The organism is Pseudonocardia zijingensis (genome assembly GCF_042657305.1).
Taxonomy (GTDB): Bacteria; Actinomycetota; Actinomycetes; order Mycobacteriales; family Pseudonocardiaceae; genus Pseudonocardia; species Pseudonocardia zijingensis.
Genome location: NZ_JBHSKO010000045.1, coordinates 1 through 19,527, shown reverse-complemented (window position 1 = coordinate 19,527; position 19,527 = coordinate 1). Strand labels below are relative to the sequence as shown.

The 19,527-nt window shown below is 74.8% G+C and carries 9 protein-coding genes and 1 riboswitch; of the genes, 1 reads left to right on the top strand and 8 read right to left on the bottom strand.

Translation table 11 applies throughout. The annotated features are described in order from the left end of the window. Window positions 1-10: 10 nt before the first annotated feature. The 6 genes from ACFPL3_RS40870 to thiD all read right to left on the bottom strand — a co-directional run bounded on the left by ACFPL3_RS40870 (window position 11) and on the right by thiD (window position 7,832). On the bottom strand, window positions 11-1,054 hold the full coding sequence (locus ACFPL3_RS40870) for a serine/threonine-protein kinase (protein WP_343942150.1): 1,044 nt from the start codon (window positions 1,052-1,054) through the stop codon (window positions 11-13). A gap of 66 nt (window positions 1,055-1,120) precedes the next feature. Beyond that, window positions 1,121-1,936: an FAD binding domain-containing protein gene (locus ACFPL3_RS40865; protein ID WP_343942151.1), complete on the bottom strand. Its 816-nt coding sequence runs from the start codon at window positions 1,934-1,936 to the stop codon at window positions 1,121-1,123. Beyond that, window positions 1,933-2,466: a (2Fe-2S)-binding protein gene (locus ACFPL3_RS40860; RefSeq protein WP_343942152.1), complete on the bottom strand. Its 534-nt coding sequence runs from the start codon at window positions 2,464-2,466 to the stop codon at window positions 1,933-1,935. The genes ACFPL3_RS40865 and ACFPL3_RS40860 overlap by 4 nt, the downstream gene beginning before the upstream one ends. After that, window positions 2,459-4,726, bottom strand: a complete 2,268-nt coding sequence (locus ACFPL3_RS40855; RefSeq protein ID WP_343942153.1) for a xanthine dehydrogenase family protein molybdopterin-binding subunit — start codon at window positions 4,724-4,726, stop codon at window positions 2,459-2,461. Before ACFPL3_RS40855 ends, ACFPL3_RS40860 begins: the two co-directional genes overlap by 8 nt. 523 nt (window positions 4,727-5,249) lie before the next feature. Next, window positions 5,250-6,869, bottom strand: coding sequence for a phosphomethylpyrimidine synthase ThiC (gene thiC / locus ACFPL3_RS40850; RefSeq protein WP_343942154.1), 1,620 nt, complete (start codon window positions 6,867-6,869; stop codon window positions 5,250-5,252). Then, window positions 6,864-6,968, bottom strand: a riboswitch (TPP riboswitch). It overlaps the preceding gene by 6 nt. Before the next feature lie 12 nt (window positions 6,969-6,980). Next, the gene (gene thiD, locus ACFPL3_RS40845; RefSeq protein WP_343942155.1) at window positions 6,981-7,832 is read right to left on the bottom strand and encodes a bifunctional hydroxymethylpyrimidine kinase/phosphomethylpyrimidine kinase; all 852 of its coding nucleotides are present in this window, start codon (window positions 7,830-7,832) and stop codon (window positions 6,981-6,983) included. A 161-nt stretch (window positions 7,833-7,993) separates the two neighbouring features. Between thiD and ACFPL3_RS40840 the strand changes: the two genes are divergently transcribed. Further along, window positions 7,994-8,434 (top strand): nitroreductase family deazaflavin-dependent oxidoreductase, encoded by a 441-nt coding sequence (locus tag ACFPL3_RS40840; RefSeq protein WP_343942156.1) that lies wholly within the window; start codon window positions 7,994-7,996, stop codon window positions 8,432-8,434. A 5-nt stretch (window positions 8,435-8,439) separates the two neighbouring features. Here the strand turns inward: ACFPL3_RS40840 and ACFPL3_RS40835 are convergent, their stop codons facing one another. Beyond that, window positions 8,440-9,696 carry a S1 family peptidase gene (locus ACFPL3_RS40835; RefSeq protein ID WP_343942157.1) on the bottom strand — a complete coding sequence of 419 codons (1,257 nt, stop codon included), beginning with the start codon at window positions 9,694-9,696 and terminating at the stop codon, window positions 8,440-8,442. Window positions 9,697-9,718: 22 nt separating this feature from the next. After that, complete coding sequence (locus ACFPL3_RS40830; RefSeq protein ID WP_379590895.1) at window positions 9,719-19,477, bottom strand: hypothetical protein; 9,759 nt, start codon at window positions 19,475-19,477, stop codon at window positions 9,719-9,721. Window positions 19,478-19,527 lie beyond the last annotated feature (50 nt).

Below are 19,527 nucleotides of genomic sequence, written 5' to 3'. Positions count from 1 at the left end.
GTGGCGGCGGTCAGCGCATCCGGGCCGAGAAGCGCACCGGGTCGTCCAGATCGGACACCGCGGTGGCCGGGGGCGCCGACGCCGCGGCGACGGAGAGCATCGCGACGATCGCGGTGACGGCCGCGATGGCGATGCGCGACACCGGACGGGTGCCGGGGCGGCCCAGCCGGTGCCGACCGTGGCGCACCACGCGTGCACGCACCGCCGTGGCCGTGCCCAGCGCCGCGGTGGGTGAGGCCGGGTCCGCCGCGAGGGCGGCCGCCACGGCAGCGGCCGGGGGCCTGCGGCGGGGGTCGTCCTGCGTCATCGCCTTCAGCACCGTGCCGAGGCCCGCGGGGAGCCCGTCGGGCACCACGGGTGAGCGGTACAGCCGCGCGGTGGCCGACTCGACCGCGGCGCCCGGGTACTCGCGACGCCCGGTGAGCGCCTCCAGCAGCACCAGCCCCAGCGCGTAGACGTCGGTGGCCGGGGCCACCGTCTCCCCGCGCACCTGCTCGGGGGCGAGGTAGGCGGCGGTGCCGACCACGCAGCCGTCGGCGGTGGCCGCGGTGGCCTCCATGGCGCGCGCGATGCCGAAGTCGGCGAGCCGGGGGCGCCCGCCGTCGCCGAGCAGCACGTTCGCGGGTTTGACGTCGCGGTGCACGATGCCCGTCGCGTGCACGTAGGCCAGCGCGTCCGCGAGCTGGGCGCCGAGCCTGCGCACCGCGCCCGGCGCGAGCGGCTGCCCGGTGGCGATCCGCTCGGCCAGCGTCGGCCCCTCGACCAGGTCGGTGACCACGAAGGGGCACTCGTCGACGATCCCGCCGTCGTGCAGGCGCACGAGGCCGGGATGGTCCAGCCGGGCCAGCAACGCCATCTCCTGGCGCTGCTGGCGAAGATCGCGCTCCGACGCACCGGGCCGGAAGCACTTGATCGCTACCTCGACACCACGCCGCACATCCCGGGCGCGGTGCACGACGGCGGACGAACCGGCGCCGAGCACCGCCCCGAGCTCGTATCGGCCGGCGACGACACGGGGGACGTCGCCGAGCGCACCAGCCTCGTCGGGGGCCATACCGAAGTCTTTCCCCCGTACGGGGCAGTTACGCACAGATCCGGGAAACTTCGCCCCGGACGTGCGTCACCCGTTGGCGGCAGTCGTGAGGGCTCTCCGGGTGAGCACGCGCGCCAGGTGACGACGGTAGTCGGCGGTGGCGGAAAGGTCCGAGGGGGGTTCGGTGCGCTGGTCGGCGAGCGCGGCGGCCTCCTCGATGGACGCGCCGTCGACGAGCGCGGCCTCGGTCTGGGAGGCCCGCAGCGGCGTGGAGCCCATGTTGACCAGACCCACCCGGCCGTCGACGACGGCCACCCCGACGATCGCCCAGTCGTTGGCGCGCCGGGTGAACTTCTCGTACGCCCACCCGGCACCGCCGGTGCGCGGCACCCGGACCTCGACCACCAGCTCGTCCGGCTCCTTCACCGACGAGAACACACCGGTGTAGAAGCCCGTGATCGGCACCTGCCGTTCCCCGCGCGGGCTGCGCAGCACCACGGTGCCGCCGAGCGCGAGCACCGCCGCCGGGAGGTCGGAGGCCGGGTCGGCGTGGGCGAGCGAGCCCCCGAGCGTGCCGCGGTGGCGCACCTGCGGGTCGCCCACGGTGCGGGCGACGGCGGGCAGGAGCGGGCACTCGGCCGCCAGCACGTCGGACACCTCGAGCGCGTGGTGGCGCGTACCCGCGCCGATCGCGACCTCGTCGCCGTCGACCCGGATGTACTGCAGATCGGCGAGCTTGCCGATGTCGATGACGAGCTCGGGCGCGGCCAGCCGCAGCTTCATGACCGGGAGCAGCGAGTGGCCACCGGCGAGCAGGGTGGCGTCCTCGCCGTGCTCCTCGAGGAGGGCGAGCGCGCCCTCCACCGAGTCGGGGCGCGCGTAGTCGAAGCCGACGGGGATCATGAGCTGCTCCCGGTGGAGAAGCCGGGCGCCGCGAGCTCGGCGGGCGAGTCCTCGGCCTCCGCCGGGTCCTTGCCCGCCGCGGCCAGCACGGCGCGGACGATGTTGTGGTAGCCGGTGCAGCGGCAGAGGTTGCCCTCCAGGCCCTCGCGCACCTCGCGCTCGGTGGGGTTCGGGTTCTCCTTCAGCAGGCCCACCGCGGCCATCACCATGCCCGGGGTGCAGAAGCCGCACTGCAGCCCGTGCTCGGCGCGGAACGCCGCGGGCACCGGGTGCAGGTGCTCCGGGTCGGGCGAGAGCCCCTCCATCGTCGTGACCGACTGCTGGTCGGCCTGCACCGCGAGCACCGTGCACGACTTCACCGACTCGCCGTCGAGCAGCACCGTGCAGGCGCCGCAGGACGTGGTGTCGCAGCCGATGTTGGTGGCCTTCAGGCCGACCACGTCACGCAGGTAGTGCACGAGCAGCAGCCGCGGCTCCACCTCGGCGGTGGTCGGCCGGCCGTTGACCGTGATCTGGACCTTCTCAGTCATTGGTGCCTCCGGCGGCCTGGATGGCCTCCCACACCCGCAGCGGGGTGGCAGGCATGTCGATGTGGCGGACACCGAGGTGCGACACGGCGTCGACCACCGCGCTCTGCACGGCGGGCGTGGCGCCGATGGTGCCGGCCTCGCCGATGCCCTTCGCCCCGATCGGGTTCAACGGGGTGGGCGTCTCCATGTCCACCAGCGTGAAACTCGGCAGCTCCGCCGCGGACGGGAACCCGTAGTCGGCGAACGTGGCCGTGAGCGGGTTGCCGTCGGCGTCGAAGACGACCTCCTCGAGCAGCGCCTGCGAGATTCCCTGCGCGATGCCGCCGTGGCGCTGGCCCTCCGCGAGAAGCGGGTTGAGCACGGGACCGGCGTCGTCGACCGTGATGATCCGGTCGACCACGGCCTTGCCGGACTCGACGTCGACCTCGACCACGGCCACGTGCGCGCCGAACGGGAACGTCGGGGCCCCGCTGTCGAACGTGGTGTCGGCCCGCAGCTGCTCCTTGGCCGCCAGCTCGGCGAGGTCGACGCCGGAACCGGTGCCCTTGACCGTGACCCGGCCCTCGGCGACCTCCAGGTCCTCGACGCTGGCCTCCAGCAGGTCGGCCGCGCGCTGCTTGGCCAGCTCCACCAGCTGCCCCGCCGCCTGGTAGACGGCGACCCCACCGGTCTGCAGGCTCCGCGACCCCATGGTGCCCGCGCCGCGGGGCACGAGGTCGGTGTCGCCGTGCTTGACGGTGATCTTCTCGATCGGGATGCCGAGGTGCTCGCTGGCGAGCATCGCCCACGCCGTGGCGTGGCCCTGCCCGTGCGGCGAGGTGCCGGTGAGCACGGTGACCGTGCCGTCGGCGTGGACCTCCACCGCGGCGTCCTCGGCGAACGCGCCACCACCGGTGATCTCGACGTAGGACGAGACCCCGATGCCCAGCTGCACGGTGTCGCCCCGCTCGCGGCGCGCGGCCTGCTCGGCCCGCAGATCGGCGTACCCGGCGGCCTCCAGCACCCGGTCGATCGCCTTCGCGTACTCACCGGTGTCGTAGACGGCCCCGCCGCCCCCGCCCTTCGTGGTGAACGGGAACTTGTCCGGCGCCACGACGTTGCGCTTGCGCACCTCCGCCGGGTCCATGCCGATCTCGGCGGCGAACAGGTCCATGGCCCGCTCGATCGCCGCGGTGGCCTCGGGGCGGCCCGCGCCGCGGTAGGCCCCGGTGGACGTGGTGGTGGTGACGACAACCCGGGCCCGCGACTCCACCTTCGGGATGTCGTAGACGCCGGGGGCCATCTGCCGCGTGAAGAACGGGAGGAACGCGCCGAGCGCCGGGTAGGCACCCGCGTCGGCGAGCACGTCGAGGCGGTAGGCGAGCACGGTGCCGGCGCGGCGCCCGCCGATCGTGATCGTCTGCACCTGGCCGCGGCCCTGCAGCATCCCGGTCATGTTCTCCGAGCGCGTCTCGGTCCACCGGACCGGGCGCCCGACGCGCTTCGCGAGCCACGCCACCAGCGCGAACACCGGGTCGGCACCGATCTTGGCGCCGAACCCGCCGCCGACGTCCGGCAGGATCACGTGGACGTTCGCCGGGTCGAGGCCCAGCCAGCCCGCCACCTCGTCGCGGGCCGCCTGCGCGTTCTGCGACGAGGCGAACAGCGTGACCCGCCCGTCGTCGCCCCACGCGGCCGCGGCGGCGCGCGTCTCCAGCGGGGCGGCGGCCAGGCGCTGGTTCACGATCTCCCGCGTGACGACGACCTCGCAGTCGTCGAACAGGTGGTCGTCGAACTCCTGGTCGTCGAACGCCAGCGCGAGGTTGGTGCCCGCCTCCTCGAACAGGACGGTCTCACCGGCGAGCGCGTCCTTCATGTCGATCACGGCAGGCAGGGGGTCGTAGTCGACCTCCACCAGGTCGGCAGCGTCCTGGCCCTGGTACGGATCCTCGGTGAGGACGGCGGCAACCGGCTCGCCCACGAACCGCACGCGGTCGGTGGCGAGGAAAGGCCGGACCATCGCCCTGTTCGCCGCCGGGAACAGCAGCGCCGGGTCGATGTCGAGGTCCGCGCCCGTGAACACCGCGACGACGCCGGGGGCGGCCCTGGCCGCCTCGACGTCGATCCCGGTGATCCGGCCGTGTGCCAGTGGGGACCGCACCAGCGTCAGGTGCAGCGCACCCGTCAGCCGCTCGTCGGTCAGGTCGTCGGTGTAGGTCGCGCCCCGGGAGAGGAACACCGGATCCTCTGTGCGGACAACGCGCGTGCCCATGATGCTCATCAGACGGGATGCTAGCCCGCACCGCCGGTGTCCGCGCGCGGGCGATCGGGGACTGTTCCCGGCGTGTCCCGCCGATCACTCACAGCCCGCGCCGGGACGCTCACGCTGTGGCGCGACCGTCCGGCCGGGGTACGCCCGAAGGCCGGCGATCACGCGTGGCGCACGCGGCGGGTGCGGTCGCGTGCGCCTGATCAGATGGCCAGGTCCACGAGAGCCGGGCTTCGATCCTGCGGCGGATATTCCAGCGATGGAAAATCCTCGCTGCGGCCCTGGCGGTGATCGGCCGGTTCGTGGGACGCGAGCGCACCCCCGGGTGCTGGACGAGTTCCAGCTGTTCGCTCACCCGAGCTGGAGACGGTCCTCAGCCAGCAAGCACGGGGCCGCCGGAGCCCGAACCGTGACCCCTCGACGCTCCGTCTTCTCCCGCAGCGGGTTCGACGATGCGCTGATGGCCCGCTCCGCGCAGGATCCGGACGTGACCCTCGTGTCACCCGCGGACGTCTACGCCTGACCCACCTGCCCCTCAGGCCAGCGGAAGGTGCAGCCGCCCGCCCGCCTCCGTGAACTCCGAGGCCTTCTCCACCATCCCCGCCTCGATGGCCGCCACCGTCGTCAGCCCGTGGGCCTCGGCGTAGTCGCGGACGTCCTGGGTGATGCGCATCGAGCAGAACTTCGGCCCGCACATGGAGCAGAAGTGCGCGGTCTTGGCCGGTTCCGCCGGGAGGGTCTCGTCGTGGAACGCGAGCGCGGTGTCGGGGTCGAGGGACAGGTGGAACTGGTCGAGCCAGCGGAACTCGAACCGCGCCGCGGAGAGCGCGTCGTCGCGCGCCTGGGCCCGTGGGTGCTCCTTGGCGAGGTCGGCGGCGTGCGCGGCGATCTTGTAGGTGATCACGCCGGTCTTCACGTCGTCGCGGTCGGGCAGGCCGAGGTGTTCCTTCGGCGTCACGTAGCAGAGCATGGCGGTGCCTGCCTGGGCGATCCTGGCGGCGCCGATCGCGCTGGTGATGTGGTCGTAGCCGGGCGCGATGTCGGTGGCGAGCGGGCCGAGGGTGTAGAACGGCGCGCCGCCGCACCACTCCTCCTCCAGCCGCACGTTCTCGTCGACCTTGTGCAGCGGCACGTGCCCCGGGCCCTCGATCATCACCTGGACGTCCTTCTCCCGCGCGATCGCGGTGAGCTCGCCCAGCGTGCGCAGTTCGGCGAGCTGCGCCTCGTCGTTGGCGTCGGCGATGGAGCCGGGCCGCAGGCCGTCGCCGAGGGAGAACGTGACGTCGTAGGAGCGGAAGATGTCGCAGAGCTCGGCGAAGTGGGTGTGGAGGAACGACTCGCGGTGGTGGGCGAGGCACCACGCCGCCATGATCGAGCCGCCGCGGGACACGATCCCGGTGACGCGCTTCGCCGTGAGCGGCACGTAGCGCAGCAGCACGCCCGCGTGCACCGTCATGTAGTCGACGCCCTGCTCGCACTGCTCCACCACGGTGTCGCGGTAGACCTCCCACGACAGCTTCGCGGGATCGCCGTTCACCTTCTCGAGGGCCTGGTAGATCGGCACGGTGCCGATCGGCACCGGCGAGTTGCGCAGGATCCACTCCCGCGTCTCGTGGATCTGCCTGCCGGTGGACAGGTCCATGACGGTGTCGGCGCCCCACCGCGTGGCCCACACCATCTTCTCCACCTCCTCCTCGATCGAGGAGGTCACGGCGGAGTTGCCGATGTTGGCGTTGACCTTCACCAGGAACCGCTTGCCGATGACCATCGGCTCCGACTCCGGGTGGTTGCGGTTGGCCGGGATCACCGCGCGGCCCGCGGCAACCTCCGACCGCACGAGCTCCGCGTCCACGCCCTCCCGGATCGCCGCGAACCGCATCTCGGGGGTGATCACGCCGGCCCGCGCGTGCGCGAGCTGGGTGCCCGGCTCGCGCGCAGCGATCCAGGGCGCGCGCAGGGCGGGCAGGCCGGCGGCGAGGTCGATCGTGGCGCCGTCGTCGGTGTACGGGCCGGACGTGTCGTAGACGTCGTGGTGCTCGCCGGTGGACAACTCGATGCGGCGGACCGGCACGCGCATGCCGTCCGGCCCCTCCAGGTACGTCTTGTGCGAGCCCCGGATGGGGCCGGTCGTGACGGACGGCACGGCAGAGCTCATCGCTCTTCTTCTCCCTACGTCGGCATTACCCGGACAGGTTCTGCGGTCGGCCTCGGCCCTCTCAGCCCGTGGTGTGCACGAGCTCCCGCGATGTGTTCAGCCGCGTCGAGATCAGACGTCCTGCTCCCACCAGCTGCGCACCGCCCACAACGGCGAGATCGGGCCGTGGCCCTTCCCCAAGGGGTAGGAGTGGCGCACGGCCTCCACCACGTAGCGCTTCCCGAACGTGACGGCCTCCGGCACCGTCATCCCCCGGGCCAGCCCGGAGGCGATGGCCGAGGCCATGTTGTCCCCGCCGCCGTGGGTGTTGCCGGTGTCGAACCGCGGACCCGGCAGCTCGGTGAAGGTGTGACCGTCGTAGAGCAGGTCGATGCACACGTCGGTGTCCTCGCGCAGGTGCCCACCCTTGATGAGCACGTACCGGGGGCCGAAGGCGTGCACGACCTTGGCCGCCTCGTACTGGGCCGCGCGGTCGTGCACGTCGACGCCCGCGATCAGCCGCACCTCGTCGAGGTTGGGGGTGGCCAGCACCGCGCGCGGGAACAGCAGCGTGCGGTAGGCCTCGAGGGCGGTGTCGGCGAGCAGCGGGTCGCCGTGCATCGACGCCGCCACGGGGTCGATCACCAGCGGGACACCGTCGCCGCCGATGCCGACGCGGTCGCAGGCGTCCACGATCGCCTCGATGATCGGGGTGTCGGCGAGCATCCCGGTCTTGGCCGCGCCCAGCGGGATGTCGGTGGCCACCGTCTCGATCTGCGCCGCCACCGTCTCGGGCGGGATCGGGTGGAACCCGCTGACCCCCAGCGTGTTCTGCACCGTGACCGCGGTGACCGCCACGCAGCCGTGCACCCCGCAGGCGGCCATCGCCCGCAGGTCGGCCGCGACACCCGCGCCGCCGCCGGAGTCGGTGCCCGCGATCGTCAGCACCGTCGGGGGTCTGGTGCCCACGGTGGGCTCGGTCATCCTCGCCTCCCTACGCCGGCATTACCCGGACAGGTTCGTGCGGTCGGCGGCGCCGTAGCCACCCTCTCAGCCCGCTGCTGCGAGCTCCCGTCGCCGTCGACCGTAACCCGTCCGGGGCGACGAGGGGAAGATCCGGCACCTCCGCCGTGTTGCCACCACACATGCCGCTCGAAGGTGAATACGAGATCAGCCCGACCGGATGGGTGCGGGAGCAGACCGAGAAGATCTTCGAAACCGGGACGACGGAGAGCGTCGAGGTCAAGGGCCGCCCGGTCATCCTGCTGACGACGCGCGGCGTCAAGAGCGGGAAGCTCCGCAAGGTGCCGCTCATGCGCGTGGAGCACGACGGCGTCTACGCCATCGTCGCGTCGCTGGGCGGGGCCCCGAAGCACCCGGTCTGGTACCACAACGTCAAGGCCGAGCCGCACGTCGAGCTGCAGGACGGCACCGTGACGAGGGACTACCGCGCCCGCGAGGTCACCGGCGAGGAGAAGGCCGTGTGGTGGAAGCGGGCCGTCGCGGCCTACCCGGACTACGAGGACTACCAGAAGAAGACCACCCGGGAGATCCCGGTGTTCGTACTGGAGCCGATCGAGGACTGAGCCGTTCACACCCCGCCCCCGTCCACGGCGGCGAGGTAGGCGCGCAGGACGGGCGCCGGGATCTGGGGGGCGTTGCCCCGGGACCGGCGCGCGTCGTGCTGGATGTGCGTGACCGCCGCGACACGCAGCCGGCCGTCCTCCCGCACGAGCACCGGCCCGCCGGAGTTGCCGCTCTGCACCCGCCACGGCGTCCACAGCTCGGCGCTGCCGTGGCGCAGCACGAGCCGGCCGAGCCCGATCGCGGGGAGCGGCACCGGGTGGGCGGGCCAGACGAAGCGCGGGACTCCGCCGTGCGGGTAACCGACGGAGAGGGCGAGCGCGTCGAGCGTGTCCGCCGTCGAGATCTCGAGGTGGCCGACGGGGAGGCCCGCGGAGTCGATCCGCAGCAGCCGCAGGTCGGTCTGCTCGGCGAGGCGCTTCCGCTGCGGTGCGTCGAGGTGCGGGAGGTGCTCGCCGAGCAGCTGAGCGAATCGCTCCGGATCCGGGCGTGGGAGCAGTACGGCGTCGCGCGTGGTGCCGGCGATGCTGACGCGGGCCGAGCGGGCCGTGCCGATCACGTGATCGTTGGTCACCAGGTCGGCGTGGGCGCCGTCGTTGCCGACCACGAACGCGGTGCCCCGGCTCGCCCGCGTCTGCACCCACCCCACGGCGTCGACCTCCCGGGGCGGGTGCTCCGGCAGCTCCACGGCCTGCAGCGCCGTTCGTGGCCAGCCCGTCACGCGGAACCGGCCCGACACCACGACCCGGCCCGGCGCGGTCGGGCCCGGTGCGGGGGCCACCAGGTCGTCGAGCGACCCGCGCGGGGCCACCACGGGCTCGGCCGTGCGGATCACCGGTGGCCGCCGTGCGTGCGTCCGCCAGACGAGCACCCCGGTGGCGACCGCGGTGCGCGCCCAGCCGGCCGACGCCGACCAGCCCGGGACGACGCCTGCGTCGACGAACGGCGAGTGGATCAGCTCGACGGTGGCGCCGGCCCCCAGCGCCGCGCCCGGCGGGCCGACGAGACGTTCGAACAGGCACATCCCGCCGAAGACCGCGACGGCCGCCGCGACGCCGCAGGTGATCAGTGCGGCCGGGTCGTCGGTGCGCCCGGCCACGACCAGGATCGTCGACGCGGTCCAGCCGCCCGCGAGCATCGCGACGGCCGGCAGCGCCCACCACAACGCCGCGCCGAGCAACGGGAACCGGAGCTGCGCCACCGGCTCCGGTCCGACGCGCAGCACGCGCGCCGGGTCGGCCCGCTCGATCTCCACCATCATCATTCCCTCCCGAGGAATTCCTTCATCAGATCGCTCCAGGTGGCCGCGAATCCGGGACCCGGCTGCGCGCCCCGTCGAGCACCACGGCGAGCGCACCCAGCCGGTCGAGTTCGGCGTACCGCTCCTCGCTGATCGCGACGACAAGGCCGTCGGCGTCGTGCCACGCGAACGCCACCAGCCGCTCGACGACGTCGGCCGCCTCCGCCGCCGGGACGTGCTCGCGCACTTCCGCCGCGAGGCGATCGGCCGCGAACACGAACACGCCGCCGTCGGCCCGCCGTCCCACCGCCTCCCGGCGCATGTGCGTCAGGGCGGACGTGAGCAGCCGGGTCTCGGCCGGGCCGAAGCCCAGCCGGTAAGCCTGGTCGGGCAGCCGCTCGCCCGGGTGGGCCCTGGCCGCCACCGGGGCGGCGTCGCGCAGCTGCGCGCGCACCCGGTCGGGCAGCCGCCCGGCCGCCACGATCCGGCTCATCAGGTCCACCCGGGCCGCGGCCACCAGCCGCCGCGCCGGGTCGCGGATCACGGCCAGCAGCTCCGCCCGCCGCTCGACGACGTGCCGGTAGCCGGCGAGCAGGTCGGCCTCGGTGAGCACACCGAAGACCGCCTGCGCGGCGCGCGTGTCGAACAGCGCCCCGTCGATCACCAGCTGCAGGTGGGCCTCGGCGGATTCGGAGTCGAGCGTCAGGCCCGCGTTGAAGTCGACGAGCCCGATGTTCCCGGCCGCGTCGGCGACGAGGTTGACCTCCTTCACGCCGCGCACGTCGACGTCCCCGATCACCTCGGCCGCCGCGTGCAGCCGGGCCACCTGGGCGAGCCGGCGCGGGTCGTCGAGGTCGACCGGACCGCCGTCGCGGTGGTAGCCGACCTCCACCCGCTCACCCGCCCGCAGCACCACCGCCCCGCTGCCGTCCCGCACGTCCTCGGCGACGACGGCAGGCCACGTGGCCACGGCGGGCACCCCGAGCACCCGGTAGGCGGCCGCGGTGTCGAGGCTGCGGTCCAGGTCCAGGCCGCGCCGGTGCACGACGAGCCGGTCCCGGCCCGCGGCGACGTGCACGACCGCGGGCCGGCCGAACGAGTCGCCGAGCGTCCCGAGGTACGCGAGGGCGGGCAACCGGGGATCGGGTGACGCCGGCCGGGCCGGGCCTGCCTCGACGTCGCGGTCCACCGGCCGCCTGCCCGTCTCGGGTGCGCCCCCGTACAGGCCCAGCAGGATCTCCCGCTCCAGCGCGAGCGTGGTGCGCTCGTCCTGCCCCGCGTCGGCGACGGCCCTCGGCACGATCACCGCTCCGCGCGCGACGTCGAGCACGTAGTGCACCCGCAACCCGCGCACGTCGATCGCGTCGGTGACGAACGGCCACAGGCCGGCCGCCTTCCAGAGCCCGCTCGGGCTGAACCGGTCCCGGTCGCCGGGCTCCATCCGCTCGCGCCGCCACAGCTCGCGCACCTCGTCGAGCACGCGCGCGACCGCCGCCGGATCGGTCACCAGCACGAGCCCCTGGTCCGATTCGGCGATCACCACCCCGTCCCGGCGGACCGGGTCGGAACGGCCCCACCCGGGCACCGCCACCGCGGCCGCCGCCGCACCGCCGGCGTCCCCCGCGAACACCCAGAGCCCGACGCCCATGAGCAGACCGGCGCCCACCTGCCACGGCGGCCGCAGCTCGTACCAGGCCTTGACGATGCCGGGCAGGACGGCGCTCCCCGGCATCCGCGGCCACAGCGCGGCCACCAGCGTCACGAGCGCGGGCACGACCGCGAGCAGGATCCCGGCTCCGGCGGCGACAAGGCCGTACCCGGTGGCCGCCGCGACCCAGCCGATGCCCGTACCCAGCAGCACCCACCGCGCCCGGGTGAGCTGCCTGCCGCCCCACGCGAGGGCCGCCTCCCCGGCGGCCCGCAGCGTGCGGCCGACCCAGCGCGCGCCCGCCCGCACCAGCCGGTAGCCGGCGTAGGCCACGCCGAGCACCACGAGCGCCTTGAGAACGGAGTGGTCCTCGGCGCCGGTCGGCGCGGCCTCGTGCCGGGGCGCGGCCTCAGCCGTGGCGCTCCTGCCGAGCACGTCCACCAGCGCCCACCAGACGGCCGTGCCGAACCCGGTCACCGCCAGGGCCGAGGCGATGCCGAACCCACCGGTCCGGCCGGGACCGGGCTGGGCCTGCCGCAGGTGGTGCCGGACGGCGGCGACGGCGTGAGCGGCGGGGCCGTCCGCCGGCTCCGGCAGCTCGCCTTCCAGGTAGGCGAGCAGGCCGGCCGGGGGTTCCCCGGGGACCGTCCATCGCGCGAGCAGTCCGGCCAGCGGGTCGCCGAGCTCCGCGGGGAGCTGGTCGACGAGCACGCGCAGGCTGTGGTGCGCCCGCTCGACGTCGGCCCGGCTCGGCCGGTGGTCCGCCGGGGGCGGGGCGAACGCCCGCCGGAGCGCGGCGACGCCGGCCTGGTCGACCGCGTGGTGCACCTGCACGCGCCACGCCGCCGGGCGCCCGAGGTCGAGGGCGGCGTCGGCGAGCAGCGTGGCCTCGGCCCCGGCGAGGGGACCGCCCACCTCGCCGGCGAACAGCGCGGCGGCCCGCTGGAGCGCGATGTCCGACGCGGCGGTGTCGGCTGGAGGTCCGCGGGCGGCGTTCAGGAGCAGCCACCACTCGCGGCCCAACGCCACCAGCCGCTCGAACACCGCGTGGAACTCGGCGTCGGGCAGGTGGCTGAACCGGCGTGGTCCCAGCTCGCCTGCGACGTCGTCCAGGGCGAGCTCGACCCTGCGCAGGTGGCGGCGCGCCTCGCGCGCCCGGCCTTCGCCCAGCACCGAGCCGGCCAGCTCCAGCCGCACCGAGACGTGGTCGAGCAGCAGGTCCGGCGTGGCACCTTCGGCGCGGGCCGCGGTTCGGCCGCCCGCACCGGCGGCCACGAGCAACGGGCCGGCCAGTGCGGTCGCCAGCCCGCTGACTTGATCGACCTCGACGACCATGCCGACGACCTCGCCCCCGGGGGCGAGCACGGGGCTGCCCGGCGCGGCGGTGTCCAGCGGTGCCGCCAGGGTGATCGTCGCGAGCCCGGTGGCGACGACGGGAGCGAGGGTCAGCCGCAGCACCCCGGCCGCGTCCCGGCCTGCCACCAGCAGCGTCCGGCCGGTCGCCACGATGTCGGGGGACACCGCGAGCGGCACGGCGTGCAGCCCGGGCACGTACAGGACGGCGACGTCGGCGGTGCCGAGGTCGGCTCCGAACAGCGTGCGGCCGACCCGGCGGGCCCACTCGACGAGCGGCTGCGCCACGCCGAACGACTCGGGCGCGAGGGCGATCACCGTCTCCGGGGTCACGCCGTCGACGGTGATCTCCGACAGGTCGCGGTCGCCGAACAACCGGAGCGGCGCGAGGACGAGGTGCGGGGCGATCGCCCACCCCGTGCCGAGCAGCGTGCGGCCGTCGCGGATGGCCGGTACCGAGTCGACCAGCCGCGGCGTCCTGGGTACCTGGCCGGCCGGGCCCGCCGGGAAGGCGTTCACCAACCGCGTGCGGCCGCCGTGGATCCGGTGCACCACGAGCACCAGCTCGGCGGCATCGGCGGCGTCCGGTCCGAGCAGCCGCAGCCCGTCGGGAACGCTGACGGCGACCCGGTGCACCTCCGTCCGGCCGATCACCGCGTCCGCCCCGGGTGAGGCCGCCCAGGCCTGGCCGACCAGCGCGCGCAGCCAGCCGGCGCGTTCGAGCGGGCGCAGCGGCCGGTTCGAGCCGACGAGCCAGGATCCGGCCCGGGCGGTCAGCGCGCCGTGCGGCGCCAGCGCGGGCGGCAACTCCAGCCCGAGACCAGCGGGGAGGCGCGGTGCGGGCTGCGGCTCGCCCGAGCGGCCGGCGACGCCGACGACGTCCCCGGTGTCGATCGACAACTCGGGATGGCCCGCCACCGCGGCACGCACCAGCTCGATCGGAGCGGAGAGCTCCCCGGCGAGGTTCGTCAGGGTCCGCCGAGCACCGTCGCGGTCGATCAGGTCGAAGGCGCGCAGGCCGACCCGGTGCAGCACGGCCGGGTTGGTCACCGCGGCCCGCAACTCGGAGTGCCGCGCCTCGGCCTCGTCGAGCGCACGGATGGCCCGGTCGTCCACCCGCACGCGCCACGCCTCGGGGCGGGCCACCCCGTCACGGGCCGCGGCGAGCGTCGCGACGCCCGCCACGAGCCGCCCGAGAGCCGCATCGACCCGGCCGAGCTCCCACGCTGCGGACGCCGACTCGGGCCCCGCCACCGCCACCGCGATCAGCCGCCGGACGTGGAGCGACCACATGATCGCGGCGGGGAGGCTCCGCACGAGCTCGACCAGCCGGTCGTCCAGCTCGACGAGCGGATCCTCCGCCCAGAGGCCCTGGCGGACCGGCTCGGGCAGCTCGAGGATCCGCTCGAGGAACAGCGCCCGGTCGCTGACGACCGTCAACCCCTCGAACCGCACCTGGACCACGGTCACCTGATCCATTCCCGCGGCAGCGAGCATCTCGGCCAGCCGCTCGCTCAGCTGGTCGACCAGCACCAGGGTCGACTCGCCCGACTGCGGGTCGACGGCGCCCGCGGCGCGCAGGGCGAGCTCGTCGGTGCGGCGCCCGACGGCACCCGCCGCCGTCCGCTCGACCAGCGCCGCGCGCACGAGCTCCACGTGCACCTCGGACAGCGCGACCCGGAGGCCGGCCTCGTCGAAGGCGATCGCGCTCGCGCGCTGCGACGCGTCGGCCAGCAGCCGGATGATCTCGGCCTCGTCCTCGGCGTGGGTCAGCCCGTCCTCGTTGCGTTCCGCGGCCCGGCCCTGGCGGTGGAAGAAGTCCTCGTGCGCCAGCAGCCGCTCGAGCAGTCCCGCCCGGCGCAGCCGGAACAGGGTCGGGGCGAACACCACGACTGCGTCGCGGCCGGCCCAGTAGTAGCCGAGGAGCCGTCCCGGCAGATCGGCGAGCCCCGCGTCGCGCAGCAGGTCGTACACCGTCTCGTCCAGCGGGATCTCCAGGATCGCGGGGGGCGCGCGCGGGCCGGTGCCACCCGGCTCGTGGGTGAACCCCAGCCGCTCCAATGTGGGCAGCAGCTGCTCCCACCGGTCCTGCCGGCCCTCGCCCCACCTGCCGTTCAGGACCGCCCCGCTGGTGGGCGGTAGCAGCCGCGCCCTGGTGAGCAGGTAGCGGATCGCCGTGTCCATGCCGGCCGCGGCCAGGTCGGTGGTGGTCTTCAGGACCAGGCCCAGGTTGACGACGAGGCCGCGGTACTCCGCGATCTCGACGTCCGTGGCGTCGGCGACGGCCGGGCGCGCCCGGTCGGGGTCCTCGACGGCACGCAGCAGCGCGACGCCGAGCGGGGACACGCGGTACGTCGACGGCCGGCCGGAGGGCTCCTCGAGGACGAGACCGAGGCCCTGCAGCTGGCCGATCCTGGCGAGGAGCACGTCCGCGGGGAGGCCGGTCGTCGCGCGGAGCCGTCCGACGGTCACCCCGGTGGCGAGCAGCGCCAGGAGCTCGTGCGTGGTGACCGGCGTGTCCAGCCGGTGCAGCCGGGCGATGACGCCCGCGAGCGTGCCGACCTCGCTCTGGTCGCGCGGTGACAAGGTGTCGAGCAGGTTCGCGAAGGTCACGAGGGCGCTCGCGCGGCTCCCGTCAGCGGTGTCCGACGCCGTGCGCGCGTCCCGGAGCCAGGTCACCGCGCGATCGGACAGCGCGTACCTCATCGGCCGCCTCCGGTCCGCGACGAGAAGACCCCAGTCCACGAGCCGGGTCAGCCAGAGCCGCAGGGTGGGCTCTGGCCCCGGGAAGCCCGCCGCGACCTCGGCGGTGCTGCGGGGACCTCCTCCGACGAGGTGCAGCAGGTCGCGCACCGTGAACACCGGCGCGGGAACCAGGCCGAACCTGCGGAACGCGGCGACGACCGGCCCGATCGGGCGGTCGATCCGCAGCGGCACGCTCCCCAGCACGCGGCGCAGCGCCGGGTCGAAACGGAGCGCGATGGCCTCCCGGCGGAGCAGGTGGCGCCGCTGCGCGCCGTGTGCCCGGGTCTCCGTGACCCCTGACGCGCGCAGCACGGCCAGCCCCATCGCCAGCGTGTCGTGGTCGACCGGGTCGGCCCGGGTGAGCTGGGCCCGCACGAGCGCAAGCAGGGTCGGCGCACGGTCGGCGCCGAGGTCGTCCAGCAGGTCGAGCCACGTGTAGCCGGAGCTGCGCGCCTGCGACTGCCGGTGCACGGGGCTGGTCGGGATGCGGCGCAGCCTCGCGAGGGAGACCTTGACGTCGAGGAGCCGGCGATCCGAGCCCCGTTGCGCGGCCGCGGCCCACCGGTCCGCGAAGACCGCGAGCTCGGCGACGTAGTCCGGGCTTGCGGTGGCGAGGACCTCGTCCAGGTTCTCCAGGTCGCGGAGCAGCCGGGCGATGTCCGGGTCGTCGTGCGGCCACCCTCCCCGGTGGTTCCGGATCGGTGGGACGGCAGCGGCCGCCGCCGCGGCCGCGGGCATCTCCCAGCTCTGGCTGATCGCGCCCACGATCACGGCGAGCGCGACGAACCACGCGGCGCCCGGGTGGTGCACCACGCGCACCGCGAGCGCCGGCACGCGCGGCAACAGCCGGGCGAGTCCGTCGCGGGCCCGGGAGACCGCGGTCCGCAGCGCCGATGGACCGTGGTCACGGCCTTCGGCATGCCCGCTGCCCGGCTCCGGATCACCGCCGTACCGGCGGACGAGGACGGCCGCCGACACCAACGCGGCCACCCCGAGCGGGGCCATCATCCAGGTGATCCCCGACCACTGCGCCGCGTTCCACACCGGTGCGCCCAGCTGCGACGCCGCGATGCCGAACACGAACTTCGTGAGCGTCGCGGTGGTGATGACCCGCGCCTGCTTCGCCGCCGGCACCCGTTTGCGGACGAGCTCGAAGATCCCGAGGATCATCCCGGTGGCGCCGGCCTCCGCCGCGAACGCCGCCACCGCGATCCCGTGCGTCTGGAACTGCCCGCCTGCGACCTGCGCGCCCGCGAACGCCGCGAGCACACCCGCCACCAGCGACCCCGCCGTGACCAGGATGAACGCGCCGGGCTTGTGCTCGATCCGCTTCCCCGCGATCGTGCCGAGCACCCCGCCGGAGACCAGTCCGAGGCTGAGCAGCGTCAGCAGCAGCGGCGACGAACTGCCCACGACCTCGCGCCAGTTCCCGTCGAACAGGATCGTCGGCGCGACGGTCAGCCCGAAGGTCAGGCTCAGCCAGAACGTGAACCCCCTGAGCGACGAGAGGGTGCCGGCCGTGCTTCCCTCGACCGGGCCGCCGGCCCGCACCCGCGACGGCGCGGTCGCCCACAGCCCGGCGGCCGAGAGCACGGCGAACGTCGCCGAGAACCACGCGGCCACGTCCGGCTGGGCGGGTGCGACCGCACCCTGCACGCTCAGCAGGAGCCACGTCATCACCGCCGAACCGAGCAGCACCACGGCGTTGGCGCTGCCCGCCAGCCGCACCCGCTGCCCCAGGGCCGTCCGCTGCGCCGTGTGCGCGTCGCTCCACGTGTAGGCGGCCGTGCTGATCACGGTCCAGCCCGACGCGGCGAAGCCCGCGAGCACCGCCCCGGCGTGCAACCCGCCCGCGCCGAGGGTGAACAGCACGTACGCCGTGGCGCTGATGAGGGTCGCCCCCACCATCTGCCACCGCACCGGGAGCTTCGGCCACCGGGAGTTCAGCAGGAGCTGCACCGCGAGCCCGGCCAGGTTCCCCACCAGCGCCAACGTCAGCAGCCGGCCCGGTGGCAGGTGCAACGCCTCCGACCACACCGTCACCGCGTAGGCGCCGAGCGCGGTCATGCCCATTGCCACCGCGGCGCTCACCAGGAACAGCGCCCGGTGCCCGCGTCCGGAGCGCTCCCGCCAACCGGCGGCGGGCCGCTTCGCCACGCCGACCGCGAACCGGACGAGGGCGGTACGCGCCTCGAGAACCTTCGCGCGGAGCTCCGCCCACGCCCCGGCGCCACCGCCCGGCCCGGAGGGAGGACCGCGCAGGGTGTGGCCGAGCTCGGCGAGCCCGCGTTCGACGTGGACGACCTGCTCCTCGGTCAGGCCGAGGTCGCGCAGCTCGTCGCGGGTGTGGGCGGTCAGGTCACCGAGGTTGAGGATGCCGCCCCGCTCCAGCGCGGTCATGATCCCGGCTCGGGCCGCGGGGTCGAGCCTCGCCTCCAGCTCGGAGAGCGAGCCGCCCTTGAGCCGCGTGACCAGGTGCGCGACGGCCACGGCCGCGACCGCAACCACGGTGTAGCCGACGCCGAGCGCGAGCTCGACGGGCCCGGCGGTGGCCGCGGTGAGCCCGCCCGGGGCGAGGGTCTGCACGGCCACCTGGGCCAGGCCGACGCCGGCCGCCGCGCCGAGCTGGGTGCCGACGAAGAACCGGCTGACGCCGCCCACACCCCGGGTGCGGGCCATGGCCGGGGCCATCGGCAGCTGGAACGCGACGCTGACCGCCACCAGCATGACGACCAGCGGAGCCGCGTGCGGCCAGATCAGCAGCACGCCCACGAGCGGGGGGACCGCGAACATGGTGGCCGTGGTGGCCACCGGGGTGTTCATCCAGCGCCGGGTGGCCGCCGCCTTCGCCCAGCGCTTGTTCGCCCACGCCGCCGCGTACCGGTGCACGAAGGTGACGAGCGCGGACGCCCACACCACGTGCTCCGGGGCGAGCCACGGCAGGTGCACCTTCAGCAGCGACGACAGCGCGCCGAGCATCCAGCCGATCGGGAACCCGAGCAGGAACCCGAGCAGCGGGGCCGCCACCAGGAACCGGACGAGCGCCCTCGGCGACGAGAACGCCCGCCTGGTCGCGGCCGTCACCGACCCGACCGCCTCCCTCCACGCGGAACCGGTGGCGGCGGGCGGCTGCTCGCCACCGCGCAGCGCCAGCCACGTCATCGCGGTCAGCCCGGCGAAGGCGGCGGCCAGCGCGACGGTGGCCCCCCGCCAGCCGAACGCGGCCACCGCACCGGCCACCGCCAGCGGCAGCCACGCCCGCGCGATCGCCGCCCACGTCTGGGACCCGGTCGTCCGTGCGTCGTTCGCCTCCTTCGGCAGGGGGTGGCGAGCCATGCCGGCCTGGAAGATCGCCGAGGCGGAGATCAGCACGCCGGACAGCCCGTAGAGCACCACGAGCACGGCGAACACCGGCGGGGCCACGGCCACCGCCGCCAGCGCCACCGACGAGACCACCCCGGCCGCCAGCCCCGCTGCCGGGCCCAGCCGCCTGCCGAAGAGCGCGTTCACGAGCAGCAGCGACGCCCCGCCCACGCCCCAGCCGGCGAACGCGAGCAGCAACGTCGACGCCGCCGGCACCCCGTAGGTCTGCGCGATGGAGAACGTGGCGTAGGTGGCCACCATCGCGGCGGTCATCCCCACGCCCTGGTGGGCACCCACCAGCAGGCCCTGGTGCGCCCGCGCCCACCCGGCGACGCCGCGCGCTGCGCTCGACCGGGCGGCCGGTGGCGGGCCGCGCAGGGTGTGGCCGAGCTCGGCCAGCCCCCGCTCGACCAGCACGACCTGCGCCGCGGTCAGGCCCAACGCCCGCAACTCGTCGGCGGTGTGGACGACCAGATCACCCAGGTTGAGGATCCCCCGCCCCTCCAACGCGGACATGACCTCGGCGGCAGTGGTCCTGGCCTCGGGGCCACCGACCAGCCCGGTGATGGCCGCCTCGAGCTGGGCGATCGAGCCGACCTTCAACCGGGTCACCCACCGCGCGGCGACGATCATCGCCGCGGTCACCACCACATAACCGGCCCCCAGGGCCAGCTCCACGGCCCCGGCCGTCGCCACCGTCAACCCACCCGGCGCCAACCCGGCCACCACCAGCTGGGTCAACCCCA